Below are 19,760 nucleotides of genomic sequence, written 5' to 3'. Positions count from 1 at the left end.
CGCCGATCGATCGGATTAAAGCGTAATCACGATCGGAATAGAACTGGAATGACTATGAAATATGCCTTCTGTGTCCTGTTGTTGCTGATTAACTTCAATGAAAATTCTAGCGGCAATGCCGCGGAAAGCGGGGCGGATGAGCGCGCAGGCGGACTGCAGATCAACAGATCGGTCATCGTCGCAGGCGATTCTAATTGGGACTGGACTCAGGCCCGAACGGCGAAGGTGCCGTATTCGGATCATCCCTTCTTTTTGACGACGATGTCACGCACCGCAAAAGTCGGGGCACATGGATATCACGACGTCTTTGCAATCTTTGCGGATCAGCGGACGGACTTGTGGAGCGAACCCCGATCCATCGAGTCGCTGCGCCGGGAGCGGCGACAGGACGGCTACGAAGTGGTTGCCGGTGACCTCTGTCCGATCTGGCACGCGAAAACCGAAAAAGTGCTGATCACCGGAAAGACCTTCAACTTCGCCGGCGGTTCCAAAGAGGACATTCTTCGTGAGCAGGTGTCGTACTGCGTGTTTGATCCGGCGACGCGAACGTTCGGTCCGTTGAATATTCTGGAGATGCCGGCGAAGGACCACGGCGGGCATCTGATCATTGCCCCCAACGCCGGTTGTCACCAACAGGTCGTTCTCGATGATGGAACGGCCTTGTTGCCCGTCCGTTACCAGCGAAGCAGCGAGAAGCGGAATTACACGTCGATTGTGGCGAAATGCAGCTTTGACGGCACAACGCTTCGCTACATCGAACACGGTACAGAACATTCCCTGCCGAATCGACGCGGCTTGTACGAACCCTCCGTGACACAACACGATGGTGCGTTCTTCTTGACGCTGCGTGCCGACGACGGCGCCTGGGTGGCGCGCAGTTCTGACGGCGTGCATTTTTCCAGCCAGATCCCCTGGAAATTCGACGACGGAAACGAACTGGGCAGCTACAACACCCAGCAGCACTGGGTCACGTTGGGCGGACGGCTGTATCTGGTTTACACCCGCCGGGGAGCCGATAACGACCACATCATGAGACACCGGGCGCCGTTGTTCGTCGCCGAAGTCGATCCCAAACGATTGGTCGTTCTGAAAGACACCGAACAGATTGTCGTTCCGGAAAACCATGCGACGTTGGGCAATTCCGGCGTCTGCCGAATCAACGACAGCGAGTCATGGATCACGGTGGCTGAGGGGCGAGTCAGTCACGGAAAACGCAAGGGCGAGAACAATCAAGTGATCCTCGTCAAACTGACCGAAGACGGAAACCGTATCAAGTAGCTTGACGGACTGTTGCGAGTTGCGTTGTGAATCATGCTTCATCCCCAAGGGACCGCAAATGAGATGTCAATTGTTGCTGGTAGCGCTATCCGTTGTGACGATGCAGACGCTGGCCAATGCGCAGCAGGTAACGTACCCGCCTCCGTCTCAACGGGGCGATCCGGCGACCGTCGGACGCGGGATTCAGCGGACGATGACGTTGCTTGCGACAAGCACACCGGAACGCCGCAACACCGTTCACATCTTGCTGTACGGTCAATCGATCACCGCGGGGCAATGGGGCGTTCGCTTGGAAGAACATCTGCGCAGCACCTATCCGCATGCCAATCTGATCTACCAGCGGAAACCACTTTCAGGGTTCTCCACCGAACGGCTGGTGAAGACAGCCCAGGCGGATCTGTATCCGACCTACGCCGACCTGGTGATTTTCCATGATTACGGGAACAACGAAGATTACGAAACCATGATTCGCAAGCTGCGCGAACAGACGACATCCGAAATCCTGATTCAGGCGGACCACTTCCGGCGGTCAGAACAGTTGCTGGACGAATCACAACCGTCGGAAATCGAGGAACGTCGACAGCGCTGGGCTGCGGAACGCAACACGACGTTCCTGCCCGGACTCGCCCGTCAATACGGGTGTGGATTTGATGGTCGACGCGAACTCTGGAAAGCCTACCTTCAAGAACACAGCCTCGCCCCGGGGGACCTGGTCAAAGACGACGTGCACCCCAATGAGCACGGCACCTATTTGATGACGGAATTGATCAAAGCGTACCTGGTTCCCCGCAGCGACACACGTCTGGACCCGATGAATTGCGAATACGTTTCGACGTACGACATCGATGACATTCCCGGCGTCACCGATGACAAACTCGTTTTCAGTTTTCACGGCAACCGCATTGACGTCGTTTTTCGCGATGACGCGACGGGCAGCTGTGATGTGTTGATCGACGGAGAAAAGCCGCTGCAGAATCCGACGATGTTTTACCACGGCCGGAATCGCGTCAAGTGGCGTGACACTCCGATTCCACCCGGTCCCTGGCCGCCGGTATTGAAGATGACTTCCATCGAACCGATTGTCGAAGAAACCTGGACGCTTCGCGCCGAACAGGACTCCAAGAAACCGGACACCTATGAATTTGAACTGGTCGGATCGGTCACAGGGTCGGATGGATCCGGACGCACCGACAAACGATTCGTCTCGAACTCAGGGCGAGTCGTGATTGCCCCCGAAGACTGGGACGTTCAGTTTTCGATCGTCGCGCTGCGGCGACTGGAGGAATTGCCGATGCAGTTCCAACTCGACTGGACGGTCGAAACGCAGGCCCGCAACATCGTCACTCCGCCCGAACACGAGCCAGGGATCGAAAGAACCATAACGGCGGTTCAGCGGATTTCAGACGGCGATCACACGATCGAACTGACCGGTTCGGTACGCGGCATCAAGGCTTTGCGAGTCTATTCCCCCAAGAAATTCCCGAGGTGAGCGGCGGAAACAAAGGGGTCAGGCCCAATACTGTTCGGCACAAGATTTGCGCACGAAGTTTTAGCATGTTTTGGCACGCGGTTTGCGCCATGGACACGCTCACAGAGGACGGCTGCCATAGTGTCATTGTCGCTGACGATTCGTCATGCCCGCCAAGCAAACCAAGCCCAAAATAGTTCCAAAACGTGGGAAACCAGTTGTCACTCCTGGTACTCCAGATGATCTGTCGGTCGATCAGGCACAGCAAGAGGCGACCACCGATGCCTCAGATCGAAAATTCAAGAGCAAAGACATTCAAGGTCTGAAGTATCTCGATATGATCGCTCCTCTGCTGGAGCGACTTCATGACGACCAATGCGAACGCGACAAAGCTGGCAATCGAGACCTGCACTACGACCAACTCTGCATGCTGGTACTGCTATATCTATTTAATCCGGCGATTACCGCGTTGCGGTCAATTCCTCAAGCCACGGAACTTGCGAAAGTCAAGAAACGACTCGGTTGCGGACGAACATCCCTTGGCTCACTGAGCGAAGCTTCGCGCGTGTTCGACGCCGACCGTCTCAAAGAAGTCATTGCCGAGCTCGGCCAGCACGCACAGTCGGTACATGGCCAAAAGAGCCTGCACGGCATCAACCAGACGATCACCCTTGTCGATGGCTCATTGGTCTCTTGCCTGCCTCGCTTGATCGATGCATCGATCTTCAAAGGGCAAAGCAACAGTCACTTGGTCAAGTGGCGATTGCATACGCACTTCGAGGTGGATCGGTACGTCCCGACGCGAATCGACGTGACGCCCGACGCAGGTGGCCAGCACGACGAACGATCGGTGCTCGAGCAGACGATCCAGCGAGATCGTTTGTATGTCATGGATCGCGGTTATGCAAAGTTCTCGCTGTTCAACAAGATCGTCCAAGCCAAAAGCAGCTATGTGTGCCGCGTTCGCGACAACAGTGTTTACGATGTCCTGGAGCAGCGAGTGCTTTCCGAAAAAGCCGTCGCCGCAGGAGTCTTAAGCGATGAGATTGTAGATCTTGGCAGACACCAGGGCGGAAACCGAGAACGGCCAGGGCATCCTGTTCGGTTGATCTGCGTTCGTTGTAGCGCCCATACCAGCCGTGGAAAGTACCACGGGACTTCGACGGGACCGAGCAGCGATGGCATCTTACGAATCGTGACGAACATGCTGGATGTTCCCGCCGAAATCATCGCATTGATCTATTCTCAACGCTGGATCATCGAGATCTTTTTTCGATTCTTCAAGCAGTTGATGGGCTGTAGCCACTTGATATTCCACAGCCAGAATGGAATTGAGATTCAGTGCTATTGTGCATTGATCGCCTGCCTGCTGATCAACATCTGGACGGGGCGCAAGCCAACCAAGCGTACGTTTGAGATGATCAGCTACTACTTCATGGGTCTGGCGAGCGAAGAGGAATTGATCGCTCATTTAGAGAAACTCAAGCGGCACTACGACGCGACTGCAACCAACCAATAAAACTCGATTCGGGAGCATCGCAATTGATGTTGCCTGCGATTGATGCTGCGCGGTCACCAAAACGATAATCGCTCCGCTTGCCAGCCACTGCTTGCGACTGCAACCCGAACCGTCATCGATTACTCAAACTCTGTCCGCTCAAGGTGCGGAGCAAGCAGAGTGCCGAACAATATTGGGCCTGACCCCTTTGATCTGCCCCCTTTGATTAGATCGGGTTGGCGAAAACGGGTCGGAAGATTTTGGAGGGAAGACGATGCTGTGCCAAAAACCTTCGCCAGAAAATCGATCCCCGGCATGTTCCACGCTCTGGCGAGCGTGGCTACGTCGGGGTGGGGTTGTCCAGGAAGGACCGATGCGATTAAGAAGACCAATCCATGAAGAAGGTGGTAGGGGCAACACGATGGGGAATAAACAACAGCCAACAGGAAGTGCTAATTCCAGGTGGCGTCGTCTTTTCCGGCCAGGTGGTGTTGCAGGAAACTGGCGCGGCGGGCGTGGCGTTCGGCGGTGCCCAGGACGCGGCCTTGAAGCTTTTGCAGGTGCGCCGATTGGGTCTGCAGGAACAGCTGGTTGATGACCTTCACGTCCGGTTGTTCGATCAGCCCCATGCTGATTCCCAACCGGATCTTGGATAGGTGGTGCATCGTTTCTTCGCTGCTGATCTTCCTGGCCGTGCTCAAAATGCCCATCGCCCGGCTGACTTCGTCGTGTAAGTCATCGCGGTTGTTTTTCAGCAGCGCCTGACGCGCCTTGCGTTCGTATTCGATGATCCGCGGAGCGACCTCGTCACCGACCAATGCCAGCAAATCGGCTTCGGTGTGACCGAGCGTGACTTGGTTGCTGACTTGATAGAAATCCCCGGTGTACTGTGACCCTTCGCCATAGAGCCCGCGGACGGTCACATTGATCCGTTGCATGGAGCGGAAGACGCGGTCCATTTGTTCGGTGATCACCAAGGCCGGCAAGTGCAGCATCACGCTGACCCGCAATCCGGTTCCGACGTTGGTCGGGCACGCGGTCAGGTATCCGTAGCGTGGGTGGAACGCGTACAAGATGACTTCTTCCAGCATGTCATCGATGCGATTGACCTGTTCCCAGGTATTTTTGATGTCCAAGCCGCTTTTCATGACTTGGATCCGCAGATGGTCTTCTTCGTTGACCATCACGCTGTAACCTTCGGCGGCGTCAAAGGCGACGGCACGGGACCCGTCGGACTCGGCGATCTCGCGGCTGATCAGTTGGCGTTCGACCAGCAGTTGTCGATCGATTTCCGAGAGCGGTTCCAGGTCGACGTAGTGGGCGGATTTCCAGCGCTGGTCGGTCAAGCTTTCCATCCGGGCGCGGACGGTTCGCTCGATGCTCAACCGATCTTCGTCGCTGCAACGGCGGATGAAGGGGAAATCGGCCAGGTTGCGAGCCAGTCGAATCCGCGTGCTGATCACGATGTCCGATTCCGGCCCTTCGCCGCGCATCCATTCGCCTCGGTATCGGGCCAGTTCATCAAAGTCCGCGTCACGTTTCACGATTGGGTATCCGAGGAGGTGGATGGTGGGGCGATCGGGTCTTCCATCGCCTTGATTTCGTCGCGGATTTCCGAAGCCCGCTCATAGTCTTCGCGTTCGATGGCTTCCTCCATCTCACGCCTCAGGCCGATCATTTTGGCCAACGAGTCGGCCGTTCCCGCCGAGCGGGTGGGTTTCTTGCCCACATGTTCGGTCTTGTCGTGAACGTTGATCAACAGCGGGCGGAGATCGGATTCGAAGTGGGTGTAATCGTAGGGGCACCCGAGGCGACCGCTGTTACGAAATTCGAAAAAGCTGATGCCACAAACCGGACACTCCTTCTGGTCCAGTTCCTCCAACGCGTCGCCGGATTGGCCGCCGAGCTGCTTGGCCAGGGCCGAGGCGATCGCGGTCATCGGCGGACTGGCTTCTTTATTCAAAAACCCCTTGGCGTGCTCTTCACACAAGTGCATCACCTGCGGACCGACCGGCTCGGTCAGTTCAGTGATGTGAAATGTGGCCGGTTTTTCACAGAATTGGCACTTCATGATCAATCCGAGTTGTGGCGGGGGGACCGCTCGATTCTATCGCTGACCAGAGGCAAAACCAACCCGGTCCCCTACACGACGGGCGTTTCGGTGACGACACTAACGGGACCCCGATCACGCCCCTTCTTGAATTTCGCCCCGTCAATGCACCACCCGACCCCCGACGAATTTGCCGCCTTGGCCACCGAGCACGATTTCGTCCCCGTGTATCGTCGATTGTTGAGCGACGCCTTAACCCCGGTGACAGCATTTCGCCGACTGGACCGATCCGCCGAGGGCAGCGGCGGGGCGGCCGGCGGAGCGTGTTTGTTTGAAAGTGTCATCGGCGGCGAGAAGGTCGGCCGTTACAGTTTTTTGGCCGCCGCACCCTCGCTGCGTTTTTCGGCCACGCGAAACGAGGTCACCGTGACCGATTTGACCGGTGGGGGGGAGCCGGAAACGTTCACCGATCCCGACCCGCTGAACGCGTTCCGCGCCTACTTCCGCAACTCCGTCGCCGAGATCGATGAACTGCCGCCCTTTGTCGGCGGGGCGATCGGCTATGCCGGCTACGATGTCGTCCGCTATGTTGAACACCTGCCCGACGCGCCGACGGACGATCGCGGGCTGCCCGATTTGGACTTCGCGTTCTACCACACGTTGTGCGTTTTTGATCACGTCGACAAGACCGTCACGGTTGTCTCGCTGGCCGATTGTCGCGACGTCGACAACCACGACGACGCCGCGCGGGCCTTGGCCGCGGCGGCGGCCGATGTCGACCAAACCATCGAAAAACTTTCACAATCCAACGGCGCCCAAGAGATCCGCACCGGGGCCTGGGACGAAGCCGTCTGGCGAGAAGCGGCGAAGAAGACCCCCCTGGAAATCACGTCCAACTTCACCCGTGAATCGTTCTGCAAGGCGGTCCGCGAGTGTGTCGAGTACATCCGCGCCGGCGACATCTTTCAGGTCGTCCCCAGCCAGCGGATGGCCGTGAAAACCGACGTCGACCCCTTGGAGATCTATCGTTCGCTGCGGGTGGTCAATCCCAGCCCGTTCATGTTTTACCTGCGAACCCCCGAGACCGTTCTGGTGGGGTGTTCGCCGGAGATCATGTGCCGCGTCGAAGACTCCGTCGTCACCGTCCGCCCCTTGGCCGGAACCCGCAAACGCGGACGCACCGAAAAAGAAGACAAGGCGCTCGAGCAGGAATTGTTGGCCGATCCCAAAGAACGCGCCGAACACGTCATGTTGGTCGACCTGGGACGCAACGACGTCGGCCGTGTCGCCCAGTTCGGCAGCATCGAATTGACCGAAGTGATGGTCGTCGAACGCTACAGCCACGTGATGCACATCAGCAGCGAAGTCCAGGGAAAACTGCGTGAGGGCTTGGATGCCTTCGATGCACTCAAAGCGGCATTGCCGGCCGGAACGGTTTCGGGCGCCCCGAAGGTTCGCGCGATGGAGGTCATCGATTCGATCGAACCGCATCGCCGAGGCCCCTACGCCGGCGCCGTCGGCTGGATCGACTATCGCGGCAACATGGACACCTGCATCGCGCTACGGACGATGGTCGTCAAAGACGAAACGGTTTATGTGCAAGCCGGTTGTGGCGTCGTCGCCGACAGTGATCCCGACGCCGAATACGACGAAACCATCAATAAAGCCCGGGCACTGATCACCGCCATCGAACTGACCGTGCAGCGACTCTCCGAGCGCCAGTGACTTTCCAAAGGGGGAGTGAACCGACCTTCGCGACGCGATGAGCTATGATGGTGGGGCGTTGATCCTGTCGTGCCCGTTCCCATTTTCGCCGCCCGTCTTTGATGCAGATCGAATGCCCACACTGCTGTGCGAAGCTGCAACTGGGGAAGCCCAAACCGGGCCGCTACAAGCCGAAGTGCAAACGGTGCGGGGAAGAGTTTCTGATCCAGGTCGGCAGCGAAGCCCCGCCGCGGGTGCGGGTCGGCAAACTCAAACCGGCGGCCAGTTCACGGTCGAGGCGCGACGCGCCAACGGTCGCTGAACCACGGACCGCAGACGCGGCGCAAGCAGTGGGGCAAACCGTGGCGGCCGAGCAAACGGTTGACCAGACCGTTGATCAGGATCACTCGTCCGTATCGTCGCCTGCGGTAAAGATTTCTGCCGGCACCGCCGCCCAACTCAAAGACGCGCCCTCCGGCGGTCCTGCCCCCAGTGGCGATGAATCCGACGACAAAGACGCCGCAACCGGGCCGCCATCGCGACTGGGCGGCTATCGCATCATCCGCATGCTCGGCCGCGGCGCGATGGGGGCGGTCTATCAAGCCAAACAGGTGTCGCTGGACCGTGACGTCGCGCTCAAAACCATTCGCACGCGGCTGACCGAAAATCCCGCCTCGCTGGCACGATTCACCCGTGAAGCCTATGCGGCGGCCCAGCTTGCGCATCACAACGTGGTCCAGATCTACGACTTCGGCGAAGACGACGGCCAACTGTACTTTTCGATGGAGTGGATCCGTGGCGGGTCACTCGGCGATCTGGTCCGCGACAAGGGCAGCCTGGATCCCAAACTGGCGGCGACCTACATCTTGCAGGCCGCGCGTGGATTGCAATTCGCCCACCGAAGCGGGATGGTTCATCGCGATGTCAAACCGGCCAACTTGCTGCTTAGCGAAGACGGCGTCGTTAAGGTCGCGGATCTAGGGCTGGTGAAGGTCCCCGACCAGATCGATCCCGAATCCTCCGGCGAAGAACTCTCCTACAGCGGGCTTCAAAGCGGCACCCAAGTAACGATGCAAGGCACGGCGATCGGGACGCCGGCTTACATGGCCCCCGAACAAAGCGCCGACGCCACCGCGGTCGACCACCGCGCCGACATCTACTCCCTCGGCTGCAGCCTGTTCTATCTGCTGGCCGGTCGTTCGCCTTACGCGGCAACCGAAATCTCCGAGGTGATCCAGCAACACGCCCACGCGGCGCTGCCGGATCTGGCCGAAATCCAACCGCGCGTCCCCCAGCCCCTGTGCCAGATCGTCGCCCGGGCCATGGCCAAGCGTCCCAGTGACCGCTACGGATCGTTGGCCGAAATGATCGATGACTTGCAGTCGTTCCTGGGCGTCGAATCGCTGATGGGGTTCTCTCCCTCGCGCGAGCAGGCCGATCGTTGGGAAATCCTTGCCGAGCGTTATGCAAAAACACAACTTGTCAAACGATTCTCCGGCAAGTTGTTCGTCGCGTTGGCCGCCGCCGCGGTGTTGATCACATTAGCATCGCCACTGATTTCGTTACAGGTGTTCTTGCTGGGCCCCGTCATGCTGGTGACGGCCTGCATCGTCGCGGTTGTGTTGGCGACGACGACCGAGCAGAGCGCGATCGCCGATCACGTTCGCCGCTGGTTGGGTACGTTGTCTTGGATCGAAATCGGCATTGCGTCGCTGGCGTCGTTGATATTGTGTTTGGCATTGGTGGTGCTGGCCGCCGGGTTGTGGATCGGAGCGGTGCTGGGATTGATCCTGGGAGCGGGCATCGGAGCCGGCTATCACTTTGCCGTGACGGTGACGGCTGCCAAGGCGGGCAAGCCGACGTTGGAGGAAGCACGCCGGTTCGTACGTGATTTACGAATCGAAGGCGCCGAGGAAGAAGGGTTGCGTGACTTTCTGGCACGCTATGCCGGTGCGGGCTGGCAATCGATCTATGAGGCACTGTTCGGTTACGACGCCCTGGCTGAAAAACGCCGTCGGTTGTCCATCGATGTGTCCTTTGACGGACCGACCGAGAGCCGCTCGCTGCGAGACCGGCTGTGTAAGGCGTTGGATCGAAGGGCCAACCAGAAACGCCAGGCGGCCGACCGCAAAAAATTGGCTCAGCTGGAACAACGGTCGTTGATCAGCCAGGGCGTCAGCGCCGCCCAGGCCCGAGAGCAGAGCTGGCAAATGGCGTCGGCGATCATGGAAACCGCGCACCAGACCGTGGAGCAATCCGGCAAAGACGAACGGGTGATCGCCGACGTCAAGCGGAAACGGATCAAAGCGATGTTGGCCGACGCGAGAAGCGGTCGCTACAAACGCCCTCGCGATCGCTACGCCGCCTTGAAATTCGCCTTTTCCGGTGTCTCACGTCTGCTGGCCGGGTGTCTGTTGCTGGCCGTGTTTGCGTTTGCCGCACAAAGTGTGGACCTGTTCGGCGAAGAAGTGATTCGAAGCGTGCGAAGCGGCGACTTCGACTTGCAGACCGTTGCCGGTGCTGTCACGACCGATGCGCTCGGCCAATCCACCAGTTTATGGTCGGTCGGGATCGCGGGGGCGTTGCTGTGTTTGTCGGCGTTTGTGTCCGGGTGGAGGATGACGCCGTTTGCCGTGGTGGCGACGATTGTGATTCTGTTTGGTGCCAATCTGGGTTTGCCCGGCGTCGGTCCGGCACCGGCCTGGATAGTCGCCGCCGCGGTCGGTTTGGTGATCTATCTGCCCGGTGTGGTGTACGGCGAAAGGGACATGCGATAACCGTTGGTGTCTAGCCTTTTGGCGATTCCCGTTCGCTGCGAAGCAGCGAGTGTGGGCGGCTAAAGCCTGGACACCAACACGGATTCCCGTGCTACCCGTTCCAGGGTTGCTTCTCCTTGGTCTCTTTCAGCGCCTTGGACGGATCATAATGCGGATTCAGCATCGGCACCTCCGCACCCATGTCGCGAATCCACTGCAGCAGTTCGTCCCGCAGTCGCGATGTCCGCTGCGGATGCGTCCGGGCCAAATTCTGCGATTCGCCCAGATCATTGGCCAAGTTGTACAGCTCGCTTCGCGCCCCGATGTGGTAGGCCTGTTCCGCATCGTACCAATCACCGAAGTAGTGGATCAGCTTCCAATCGCCGCGGCGGATCACGGCCGACGGGGTCGACGCCCAACGCAGATCATACAGCGGCAGGTACCAGAACAGCGAACGCTCGGGGACAGACTGTTTTTTGAAGACCGGCAGCAGATCGATCCCGTCGGTGGGCTCGTCAAGATCGATTCCGGCGGCACGGCAAAGTGTCGGGTACCAATCGACGATGTGAATCGGCGTGCTGCTGACCGTCCCAGGCCGAATGGCCCTGGGCCAACGGACGATACAAGGAACACGAATGCCGCCTTCGTAAACCGAGCCCTTTCCTTCACGCAGCGGTGCGTTGTCGAATTGTTGTTCTTTGATCGTCAGCGGCACGCTGCCGCTGAGCGGTGCCCCATCCCACTCCGGCAAGTTGTACTGGTTCTTGATGCCCCCGTTGTCGCTGAGGAAAACGAACAGGGTGTTGTCGGCCAATTCCAACTCGTCGAGCTGTTCCATCAGCCGACCGATCGAATTGTCCAGATGCTCGATCGCAGCCAGATAGGTCGCGTTTTGCAAGCCGACCTCGGGGGCACCTTGGCTGCGATGCTTTTGGACCAACTCCGGGGGAGCGGAGACTTTATTGTGCAGCGTGTGATGGGCCAGATAGTAGAACCAGGGACGGTCGCGATTGGCCCGGATGAATTCGCAGGCTGCGTCGGTCAGGTGGTCGACCCACTTGTCGCCTTCGTTTTGTGAACCCTCGCCCGGTGGTGCAACGTCATCGAAGCCGAACGTGTCCCCGGAAGGTTGTCTTAGGTAGGTGTAGAATCCGTGCTGGTTGTTGGTCAGGTGCCATTTTCCGGCCATCCCGGTTCGATAGCCCGCCTGACGCAGACGCTGGGGAAGCCGACATTGCGACGGATCGAGGTGTTCACGAAACATCGGTTCAGTGACGCGTGCCCAGGGAGTCCCGTACCAGCCGATGACGTGCCACATCTGATTGCGTGCGGTGTGTTCGCCCGTCAACAACCCGGCACGGGTGGGAGTGCACTGGGGCATCACGTAGGCATCGGTCAATCGCATCCCCTGTTCGGCCAGTCGATCCAGGTTGGGCGTGGCGACATGCCGGTTGCCGTAGCAGCCCAGCGATGTCCAGCCCTGGTCGTCGGTCAGCACGAACAGAATGTTTGGCGGTTTTGACGTGTCATCCGCGGCGACCAACGGAGTGAAGAAAAGGGCCGAAATGGTCAGCAGTAGGGGTTTCGTTAAAAGCGGCAGAGAGAATCGCAAGGGACGGTGCTCCGAGATTGGCGATAGATTTGTGCCGCACCGGCTGATGTCCATCGAATAATCAGCCGTTCGGCGCCAGCTTTCGGGCAGACAGAATAACACACGCCCTCTCGGACGCCGGAACGAACCAGCTGATGTTCGTCCAAGATTTCGTTACTCTGTTGTTGAAATCCTGCCCTTGCTGCCAGTCATCGATGTGTACACAACTTACGATGGCTCCCTTCTACCCCGGCTTTGCGGGGGAGAAGGGCTGGGGATGAGGGGGCCGACGGCCGGATAATCCACGGTGTGCGACACACACGCAAACCCACCACAATCCCATTTACCCTACAGAGAATTTCAGATGGCTGAATTTGAATATCATGACGTCGCCAAGATGATCGACCATTCGTTGCTCAATCCCACGCTGACCACCGACGACTTGGAAGCGGGCATCCAGCTGGCGCTGGCCTATGACGTCGCCAGCGTCTGCATCATGCCGTACTACATGAAGACCTGTGCCGAACGACTGGCCGGCAGCACCGTCAAAGCATCGACAACGATCGGGTTTCCGCACGGCGGGCACACCACGGCGATCAAGTGTGCCGAAGCCGAACGGGCGATCGCCGACGGCTGCGAAGAACTGGACATGGTCGTCAATATCTCCAAAGTCCTCAGCGGCGACTGGGACTACGTGCGCGAGGAGGTCAAACAGATCGTTGACATCGCGCATGCGGCCGGTCAAAAGGTAAAGGTGATCTTCGAAAACTCCTACCTGAACGACGACCAAAAAATCCGTCTGTGTCAGATTTGCAGCGAAGTGAATGCCGACTGGGTCAAGACGTCGACCGGTTATGGCAGCGGCGGTGCGACGCAAGAGGATTTGAAACTGATGCGCGAACATTCCGCCGACCACGTGCAAGTCAAAGCGGCCGGCGGCGTTCGAGACCTGGATGCGCTGTTGGCCGTCCGCGCGATCGGGGTGACCCGGTGTGGCGCCAGCCGAACCGCCGAAATCCTTGGGGAGGCCCGCAAGCGATTAGGGATGCCGGAAATCGCGGCAACCGCATCGGACAACTCCGGCTATTGAACGGTCAGGTCCGGCGCCAAAACGTCGGAAAGATCAACACCAACACGCTGAAGACTTCGACGCGTCCGAGCAGCATCAGCCAGACGAACAGGAACTTCGCGCCCTGGCTGAATCCGGCGTAGTTCTGTGTCGCCCCGACGACACCCAGTCCGGGGCCGATGTTGTTGAGCGTGGCGGCGACGGCGCTGGCACAGTCCAACAGTTTTTCGTCCAGCGTGTTGTCTTCCGCGGCGACGGACACGTCGCCGTTGTATCCCCACGTGGAACTCGGTTCGAACGTGACCAACAACATCCAAGACGCGATGAAGATCCCGAGGATCAAACAGAAGTAGACCATGATCCCGCGGAGCATGGCGGGGTCGTCGGCGGTCGTGCCGCCGATGCGAACCAGTCGGACGACGCGGGGGCGATACGACAGCTCGATTTCGCGGAGCAGGATTTTGTAGAACAACACGTGGCGGATCACCTTCATGCCGCCACCGGTGCTGCCGGCACATCCGCCGATGAACATCAGCACGAGCAGGCTGCCGCGGGCAAAGTTGTTCCAACGATCAAAGTCCGCCGTTCCGTAGCCGGTCGTCGTCATCACCGAGACGACTTGAAACAGGCCGTTACGAAATCCCTGTCCCAGCGATTCAAATCCGACGTCCCCGGCACGCATCCCGAAGAACAGGATGCAACCGCTCAGCCCGGCGATGATCCCGACAAAGGTCTGAAATTCGACGTCTTCGATCAACCGACGTGGGCCTCCGACCAGGGCCAAATACAGCAGCGTGAAATTGGTCCCCGCCAGGATCATGAATACGATCGTGGTGTATTCGATCAGCGGACTGTCGAATCCTCCCAGCGATCGGTTGTACGTGCTGAAGCCGCCGGTCGCCATGGTTCCGAAGGCGTGGCACAGTCCGTCGAACAGCGTCATGCCTTCCGCCATGTAGATGACCGTCAGGATTGCGTTCAAACCGCAGTAGATGCCGGCGAACACCAGTGCGGTGTGCTGCATCCGGGGCATGCTGCCTTCTTTGCTCGGCCCCGGCATTTCGGCGCGGACCATCGCTTTGCCCGCCGATCCTTGACCGAGAATCGCAACGAACAAGACGACGATCCCCAATCCGCCCAAGAAGTGCGTCCAACTGCGCCAGAACAAGATGCAGTGAGGAACGGCGGTCGGGTTCTCAAGGTCCGTCAACACCGTCGCTCCGGTCGTGCTGAACCCCGACTGTGATTCGAACATCGCCTCGATAAACGTGATCGGTTGATCGGCGGCGATTTCGGTGCCGCTCAAATAGTAGGGCAAGGCACCCAAGACGGTCGCCATCACCCAACTGAGCCCGACGACGGCCATGGCTTCTTTGCGAAACAGCGGTTTGCCGCGGTTGCCACGCCCGCTGACCAACAACACGGCCCCGATCAACATGCTGATCGCCATGCTCAACACCAAACCGCGAATGCCATCACGCTCCATCGCTTCGGCCGCCGGCAAGTGCGTTCGGTTGGCCAAAACGGGAAACGCAAACGGCAAACTGAAGCTCATCGATCCGCCGATCAGCAGACAAATGATGCCGAGCACACGGCTGAGAAGTCGAAAATTCAAGGGCTACGGGGTCCTGTCTGGGGAATCAGCGATTAGCCAATTCTACGGTCCGAATTGGCGCGATGCCGCTCGAGCATTCCAATGGTTTTCCGCCAGGATTGTAGTGCCTCGACGTGAAATGTCTCAGGTGGCGTTTGGCATTGCGTTTGCTTTTGCTTTCCACCGGCCCCGAACAACCCTTCCCCAGGGGATGAACGACGGCCAGGCGGTCGGCGCTGGAGGCGGCGTCGGCCGCCAGTTTTCCTGGATTTTCCGGCATGACAGGGCCGCGATCGGCGTTCACTCGGGTCGATCCGCCGCTCCAGGCGGGCCGTAAACGTTGCCGCACGCGCTGCATTTTGCAACACGCAAATTGCTACACTGACGCTGCACGTACCTCAGCCTTTCCATGCGGTCGTCGCAGCAAAACGGTACGACGGCCCTTCCGGGCGGTCGTCGTCAACGGCTCGCCACGACGTCCTGAACAGGACGTCGTTCAACGTTGCGCGACGCCCTGGAAAGAACGTCGCACGTTGCCGTTCGTGTCTTCCTCCATCAAGGTCCCTGATCGTGTGTGGTCGTATCAACCTTCGCACTCCCGCCGCCGCCTGGACGCAGACTTTCCTGCCGCTGTGGAGCGAGGACGAGGTTGCCGCCAAAGCGGCTGAATACGAAACCGGCCCGCGGTACAACATCGCACCGACACAAAACGTGTCCTGCATCCGTGCCGGCGAGGACCCACGGCGCCAGTGGGTGATGCTGCGTTGGGGGCTGGTTCCGCCCTGGGCCGATGATTTGGCGATCGGCAATCGGATGATCAACGCGCGCAGCGAAACCGCGCATGAGAAACCGTCCTTTAAAAAAGCCTTCGCAAGCCGCCGCTGTTTAATCCCGGCTGACGGCTATTACGAATGGATGAAGACGCCCGACGGCAAGCAACCTTATTTGATCGAGCGGTCCGATGGCGGAGTGTTGGCGTTGGCCGGATTGTGGGAGCGCAATCGCAAGATCAGTGGCGACGACCGGGCCATCGAAACGTTTACGATCCTGACCACCGCGGCCAACGACACGACGCGCTCCATTCATGATCGCATGCCCGTGATTCTGGATGTCGAAGGCCAAGCGGCATGGCTCGATGCCGACCTCGACGATCCGAGTTCGCTCGGCGACCTGATGCGACCGGCGCCCGATGATCTGCTGACCGCGTTTCCTGTGTCCAAGATCGTCAACAGCCCCCGGAACGACGTCCCCGAGTGTGTCGAACGAATCGAACCGCCGGAGGATCCACCCAAGCAGGGCGATTTGTTTTAGGCAGGGCGGTGAATCGGTTCCGAATCCCATCCCTCGTTCCCGGGCTCCGCCTGGGGACGGGATTCCTCAGAGGCTCCGCCTCAGGTTCCCCGCGTTGTCTGTGGCAGGAGCCACACCGGAAGTGCATTCCAAGGCGGAGCCTTGGAACGAGGCGCGTGCCTCGTTCCCGGAAGCTACTCCTCACGAAGTTGCTGATACAACTTGGCACGGGCCAATCGCCAATCGCGTTCGACGGTCCCTTCGCTGACGCCCAGGACTTCGGCGGTCTCGGGGATCGACAATCCGGAGAAGAACCGCAGCTCGACGACCTCGCGTTGCCGTGGCGAGTCTTTTTCCAGCACCTCCAGCGACGCCTCCAGGTCCTCAAACCGACATCCGTTGCTGGTTTCGAAATTCTCCAGCACGACATCCAATGATCCGCGTTGATAATCACCGCCGCGTTTGGTCGTGTTGCGCCGCCGGGCGTGGTCGATCAGGATTTGTCGCATCGCTCGGTTGGCGGCGGCGAAGAAATAACGCCGGTCGGTGGCGTTGCCGATCGCATCGGAATCGAGCAACCGAATGCAGGCTTCGTTGACCAGCGCGGTGGCTTGCAAGGTATGGTCCCCCCGCTCACGTCGCATCAACGCGGACGCCATTTGCCGCAACTCGCTTTGAAGTTGTTCGAACAGTTGTTCTTTGACCGAGTCGTTGCCGCGTCCGAGTTCGCGCAGCATCACGGAGACGTCGTTTTGGGGCTGATTCATTGCTGCCGACCTTGCAAGTTGCGATAAAAGCCAGCCGGCAGTGTACCCTTTTAGACCAAAAACTCCAAAATGGCGTCCGCGAGCCGATTCTCACAGGCGTCGTCAAAGGCCACGAACATCGGGAACGAGTTAATTTCCAGGAACACGGGGTCGTCAAAGCCCTTGCGACAGCGAAAGTCGAGCGCGCAATAATTGAATCCGATCTGCCCGACCAGCCGATGAATCGATGCGACGATTCCTTGGGGAACCTCGATCGCGCGGACGACCACGTCGTCATCGGTTCGGTAATCAACTTGGGTCGTTTGCAAATGAAACGCATGCAGTTTGCCGCCGATCGAAAAGACACGCAGGTTCTCGCCTTCGAGCCGTTCTTGGACGAATTGCGGCGCAAGCCCGGCAAGCCGCGCGGGATCCTCGATGACGCCTGCGGCGATGTAAGCGTGGTCGCCACCGGACAGCGGTTTGATAATCTTGGCGTCGGGATCAGGAACGTTGTGAAGCGGCGACAGTTCACCCAGGACGGTGGTTTGCGGGATCACCATCCCACAACCGCGGGCACGGACCAGATTGCGTGACTTGTTGTTACCGTCACCGGTCGTGCTGCGGTTGAGCAATCGAATTTGGGGCCAGGCCAGCGCGAACGATTCGGCAACGTCGTACGCCGCATGATTTCGGACTTCGTCGGAATCGAAGACGTTGAACCGCAAGAACATCCCCGCCGGCCGCAACGCCACGTCGCCGAAATCGATCTCCGGCGATTCAAAGTCCCAGGCGATCTGCCGTGCGGCGGGCCGATCGGTGTCCCAGAAAAAATAGTCGACGCCGCGCAAGTGAGCCTGGTCGACGATGCGTTGCGTGTTGGGGTCGGATTCACCGCCGACGATCACCAGGTCGATGTTCCGTGCGTTCATCGGTTTACTCACCAGCGACGAAAGTTCTTCCACGGTCGGGGGATGGATTTGAACGGACCCGAGGGCGCGTTGAACTGGGGCCGCTTGATCGATCCCTCTTCGCCCCAGGCTCGCGTGCTGGGTTTCGGAGTTCCGCCGGATTCCTCGCCCACCGCCATGGTTGTCATCTTGGACTCTTCGCCGCTGCGGCTGGTCGTGGGGTTGGGCTTCGGTTGCGTCGCCGGCTTGCCTTCTTCGCCCACGGCCAACGTCGTCGCGCGCCGCCCGTCTTCCCCCAGTCCGTAGGACAACGTTGTCGGGGGTTTTGTCGATTCTTCACCGACGGCGTAGGTGGTGATCTGGTTCTTCGGCGGCCGCGTCGATTCTTCGCCGACCGCATGGGTCGTGATCTGCTGGGACGGCGGCGTGGTGGATTCCTCGCCGACGGCATAGGTCGTGATTTGGTTGGCCGGCGGCCGCTGTGATTCCTCACCGACGGCTTTCGTCGTCATCGGAGGGTTCGGCGAAGGTTTTTGCGCAGGCGGATGGGGCGCGGTGCCTTCTTCGCCAATGGCAAAGGTGGTGATCCGCCCCGATCCGCCGGATTGTGCCGAGGCCGTGGTTTCATCGAGCACGCGGTAGGCCGCCGCCGATGACAGTCCGGCGACGACCAGCCGACGCAGAAAATCGCGACGAGGGACGTCACCCTGAAGGGCTTGCCGGACGATTTCGTCCACGGCCGGATCGGTGTTGGGATTGGATTTCGACATAGCAGATCCGGGGGTAAGCAGTAGTGGACGACGCGAGGAGTCCAGGCAGTTCGCCATTCGGATGGACTCGTCGCCTCGTCCACTACCCGAAAACCGAGCTGCGCTGGAATACTAGTTTAGGTTCGCATAGGAAAAGTGTCAGATCAAACAAACCTCGCACCGAAGTCGGTGCGAGGGGTCAGGGATTGGGATCGGCTCCGCCGCTCACCAACCGCGTCGCACGCTGCGGCTGCGGAAGATCGTTTTTCGCGGCGTCGAGGACTGGTAGACCGTTGCCGAGGTTCCGCCGCCGTAGTTGCCGCTGGTGTAGCCCGGCGTGTTGGTCGGATATACGGGATAGCCGGTTTGGCGGTTGTCGATCGCTTCGGAGGACGAACTTCCGTAGGTGCCCCAGGTTCGCGTCACAGCGTTCGAGCGGGCGTCGGCCCAGTTGCCGTTGGCCACCGCATTGCTGTTGCTGCGGGCGAATCCGCCGACGGTGCGAGCGTAACTGTTGGAGTGCGATCGGGCGCCCCAGCCGTTGGCCGAGGAGTTTCCGTTGCTGATCGCCACGCCGCCGTGCGAAACCGCTCGGCTGTTGCCGCTGGCGAAACCGCCGTTGACTCCGCGGCCGGTCATCGTCGATCGGGCGTAGCCGCCGCCGCTGGCGTAGGCGGACGAGTTCAATCGCGTGTTGCCGCGACCGTAGGCACTCGAAATCGCGGTGCCGCCGGTCGAATAGCTGGACGCGGACACTTGGGCGTTGGCGTCCGTGCCGGTCAATGCGGCGAAGGTGGTCAGAGCGACGATGACGAAGGTGGTTGCGAAGCGTTTCATGGGTCTGTTCCAGGTAGCGGGGGTTAGCGAGCTTGATTGATGTCGGTGGCCGATGTTGTCGGCCTTCACCAGACACCTGCGTCGCGTCCCGCCATACCCCTGAACGATTTTCGAAAAGTTTTCTTAGGCCCGTCCGGCGCTCCGCACGTGGCGATCCACCGCGAAATGCCATGAAACGCGTCGTTCCCAGGCTCACGTCGAGCGGAAAAGGGGTCAGGT

The 19,760-nt window shown here is 59.5% G+C and carries 16 protein-coding genes; 7 read left to right on the top strand and 9 right to left on the bottom strand.

The features are described from left to right. Positions 1 to 48: 48 nt before the first annotated feature. From Mal15_RS01015 to Mal15_RS01005, 3 genes are all read left to right on the top strand, one after another. Complete coding sequence (locus Mal15_RS01015; protein WP_233903218.1) at positions 49 to 1,278, top strand: glycoside hydrolase family protein; 1,230 nt, start codon at positions 49 to 51, stop codon at positions 1,276 to 1,278. Between the two features lie 58 nt (positions 1,279 to 1,336). After that, positions 1,337 to 2,767: an SGNH/GDSL hydrolase family protein gene (locus Mal15_RS01010; protein WP_147866039.1), complete on the top strand. Its 1,431-nt coding sequence runs from the start codon at positions 1,337 to 1,339 to the stop codon at positions 2,765 to 2,767. Positions 2,768 to 2,912: 145 nt separating this feature from the next. Beyond that, positions 2,913 to 4,265, top strand: a complete 1,353-nt coding sequence (locus Mal15_RS01005; protein ID WP_147866038.1) for an IS4 family transposase — start codon at positions 2,913 to 2,915, stop codon at positions 4,263 to 4,265. Between the two features lie 431 nt (positions 4,266 to 4,696). Here Mal15_RS01005 and Mal15_RS01000 read toward each other — a convergent pair whose 3' ends face one another. Continuing rightward, positions 4,697 to 5,788: a protein arginine kinase gene (locus tag Mal15_RS01000; RefSeq protein ID WP_233903217.1), complete on the bottom strand. Its 1,092-nt coding sequence runs from the start codon at positions 5,786 to 5,788 to the stop codon at positions 4,697 to 4,699. After that, on the bottom strand, positions 5,785 to 6,315 hold the full coding sequence (locus Mal15_RS00995; protein ID WP_147866037.1) for a UvrB/UvrC motif-containing protein: 531 nt from the start codon (positions 6,313 to 6,315) through the stop codon (positions 5,785 to 5,787). Before Mal15_RS00995 ends, Mal15_RS01000 begins: the two co-directional genes overlap by 4 nt. A gap of 144 nt (positions 6,316 to 6,459) precedes the next feature. On the opposite strand from Mal15_RS00995, the gene trpE reads away from it, so the two are divergent. Both trpE and Mal15_RS00985 read left to right on the top strand, forming a co-directional pair. Next, complete coding sequence (gene trpE, locus Mal15_RS00990) at positions 6,460 to 8,019, top strand: anthranilate synthase component I (RefSeq protein WP_147866036.1); 1,560 nt, start codon at positions 6,460 to 6,462, stop codon at positions 8,017 to 8,019. Between the two features lie 101 nt (positions 8,020 to 8,120). After that, complete coding sequence (locus tag Mal15_RS00985) at positions 8,121 to 10,775, top strand: serine/threonine-protein kinase (RefSeq protein WP_147866035.1); 2,655 nt, start codon at positions 8,121 to 8,123, stop codon at positions 10,773 to 10,775. A gap of 91 nt (positions 10,776 to 10,866) precedes the next feature. Here Mal15_RS00985 and Mal15_RS00980 read toward each other — a convergent pair whose 3' ends face one another. Beyond that, positions 10,867 to 12,366: a sulfatase gene (locus Mal15_RS00980; RefSeq protein ID WP_167546556.1), complete on the bottom strand. Its 1,500-nt coding sequence runs from the start codon at positions 12,364 to 12,366 to the stop codon at positions 10,867 to 10,869. Between the two features lie 343 nt (positions 12,367 to 12,709). On the opposite strand from Mal15_RS00980, the gene deoC reads away from it, so the two are divergent. Beyond that, positions 12,710 to 13,435: a deoxyribose-phosphate aldolase gene (gene deoC / locus Mal15_RS00975; RefSeq protein ID WP_147866033.1), complete on the top strand. Its 726-nt coding sequence runs from the start codon at positions 12,710 to 12,712 to the stop codon at positions 13,433 to 13,435. Between the two features lie 4 nt (positions 13,436 to 13,439). On the opposite strand, the gene Mal15_RS00970 is transcribed toward deoC, so the two are convergent. Next, complete coding sequence (locus tag Mal15_RS00970; protein WP_147871787.1) at positions 13,440 to 14,969, bottom strand: TrkH family potassium uptake protein; 1,530 nt, start codon at positions 14,967 to 14,969, stop codon at positions 13,440 to 13,442. Between the two features lie 85 nt (positions 14,970 to 15,054). Further along, positions 15,055 to 15,312, bottom strand: coding sequence for a hypothetical protein (locus Mal15_RS00965; RefSeq protein WP_147866032.1), 258 nt, complete (start codon positions 15,310 to 15,312; stop codon positions 15,055 to 15,057). A 266-nt stretch (positions 15,313 to 15,578) separates the two neighbouring features. On the opposite strand from Mal15_RS00965, the gene Mal15_RS00960 reads away from it, so the two are divergent. After that, the gene (locus Mal15_RS00960) at positions 15,579 to 16,319 is read left to right on the top strand and encodes an SOS response-associated peptidase (protein WP_167546555.1); all 741 of its coding nucleotides are present in this window, start codon (positions 15,579 to 15,581) and stop codon (positions 16,317 to 16,319) included. A 173-nt stretch (positions 16,320 to 16,492) separates the two neighbouring features. On the opposite strand, the gene Mal15_RS00955 is transcribed toward Mal15_RS00960, so the two are convergent. The 4 genes from Mal15_RS00955 to Mal15_RS00940 form a co-directional block, all read right to left on the bottom strand. After that, the gene (locus Mal15_RS00955) at positions 16,493 to 17,065 is read right to left on the bottom strand and encodes an ECF-type sigma factor (protein ID WP_147866030.1); all 573 of its coding nucleotides are present in this window, start codon (positions 17,063 to 17,065) and stop codon (positions 16,493 to 16,495) included. A 50-nt stretch (positions 17,066 to 17,115) separates the two neighbouring features. Continuing rightward, positions 17,116 to 17,976: an ATP-grasp domain-containing protein gene (locus Mal15_RS00950; protein WP_147866029.1), complete on the bottom strand. Its 861-nt coding sequence runs from the start codon at positions 17,974 to 17,976 to the stop codon at positions 17,116 to 17,118. An 8-nt stretch (positions 17,977 to 17,984) separates the two neighbouring features. After that, positions 17,985 to 18,725 carry a hypothetical protein gene (locus Mal15_RS00945; protein ID WP_147866028.1) on the bottom strand — a complete coding sequence of 247 codons (741 nt, stop codon included), beginning with the start codon at positions 18,723 to 18,725 and terminating at the stop codon, positions 17,985 to 17,987. 204 nt (positions 18,726 to 18,929) lie between these two features. Then, positions 18,930 to 19,541, bottom strand: a complete 612-nt coding sequence (locus Mal15_RS00940) for a hypothetical protein (protein ID WP_233903215.1) — start codon at positions 19,539 to 19,541, stop codon at positions 18,930 to 18,932. Between the last annotated feature and the right edge of the window lie 219 nt (positions 19,542 to 19,760).

This window comes from Stieleria maiorica, assembly GCF_008035925.1.
GTDB lineage: Bacteria > Planctomycetota > Planctomycetia > Pirellulales > Pirellulaceae > Stieleria > Stieleria maiorica.
Note: the sequence above shows the minus strand (reverse complement) of the source record. Positions and strands in the feature narration are given on the sequence as shown.

Excerpts from the sequence above, each read along its gene's own strand:
- Mal15_RS01015 (WP_233903218.1), top strand. The coding sequence starts at position 49 with ATGACTATGAAATATGCCTTCTGTGTCCTGTTGTTGCTGATTAACTTC.
- Mal15_RS01010 (WP_147866039.1), top strand. The coding sequence starts at position 1,337 with ATGAGATGTCAATTGTTGCTGGTAGCGCTATCCGTTGTGACGATGCAG.
- Mal15_RS01005 (WP_147866038.1), top strand. The coding sequence starts at position 2,913 with ATGCCCGCCAAGCAAACCAAGCCCAAAATAGTTCCAAAACGTGGGAAA.
- Mal15_RS00995 (WP_147866037.1), bottom strand. The coding sequence starts at position 6,315 with ATGAAGTGCCAATTCTGTGAAAAACCGGCCACATTTCACATCACTGAA.
- trpE (WP_147866036.1), top strand. The coding sequence starts at position 6,460 with ATGCACCACCCGACCCCCGACGAATTTGCCGCCTTGGCCACCGAGCAC.
- Mal15_RS00985 (WP_147866035.1), top strand. The coding sequence starts at position 8,121 with ATGCAGATCGAATGCCCACACTGCTGTGCGAAGCTGCAACTGGGGAAG.
- deoC (WP_147866033.1), top strand. The coding sequence starts at position 12,710 with ATGGCTGAATTTGAATATCATGACGTCGCCAAGATGATCGACCATTCG.
- Mal15_RS00970 (WP_147871787.1), bottom strand. The coding sequence starts at position 14,969 with ATGAGCTTCAGTTTGCCGTTTGCGTTTCCCGTTTTGGCCAACCGAACG.
- Mal15_RS00955 (WP_147866030.1), bottom strand. The coding sequence starts at position 17,065 with ATGAATCAGCCCCAAAACGACGTCTCCGTGATGCTGCGCGAACTCGGA.
- Mal15_RS00950 (WP_147866029.1), bottom strand. The coding sequence starts at position 17,976 with ATGAACGCACGGAACATCGACCTGGTGATCGTCGGCGGTGAATCCGAC.
- Mal15_RS00945 (WP_147866028.1), bottom strand. The coding sequence starts at position 18,725 with ATGTCGAAATCCAATCCCAACACCGATCCGGCCGTGGACGAAATCGTC.
- Mal15_RS00940 (WP_233903215.1), bottom strand. The coding sequence starts at position 19,541 with ATGAAACGCTTCGCAACCACCTTCGTCATCGTCGCTCTGACCACCTTC.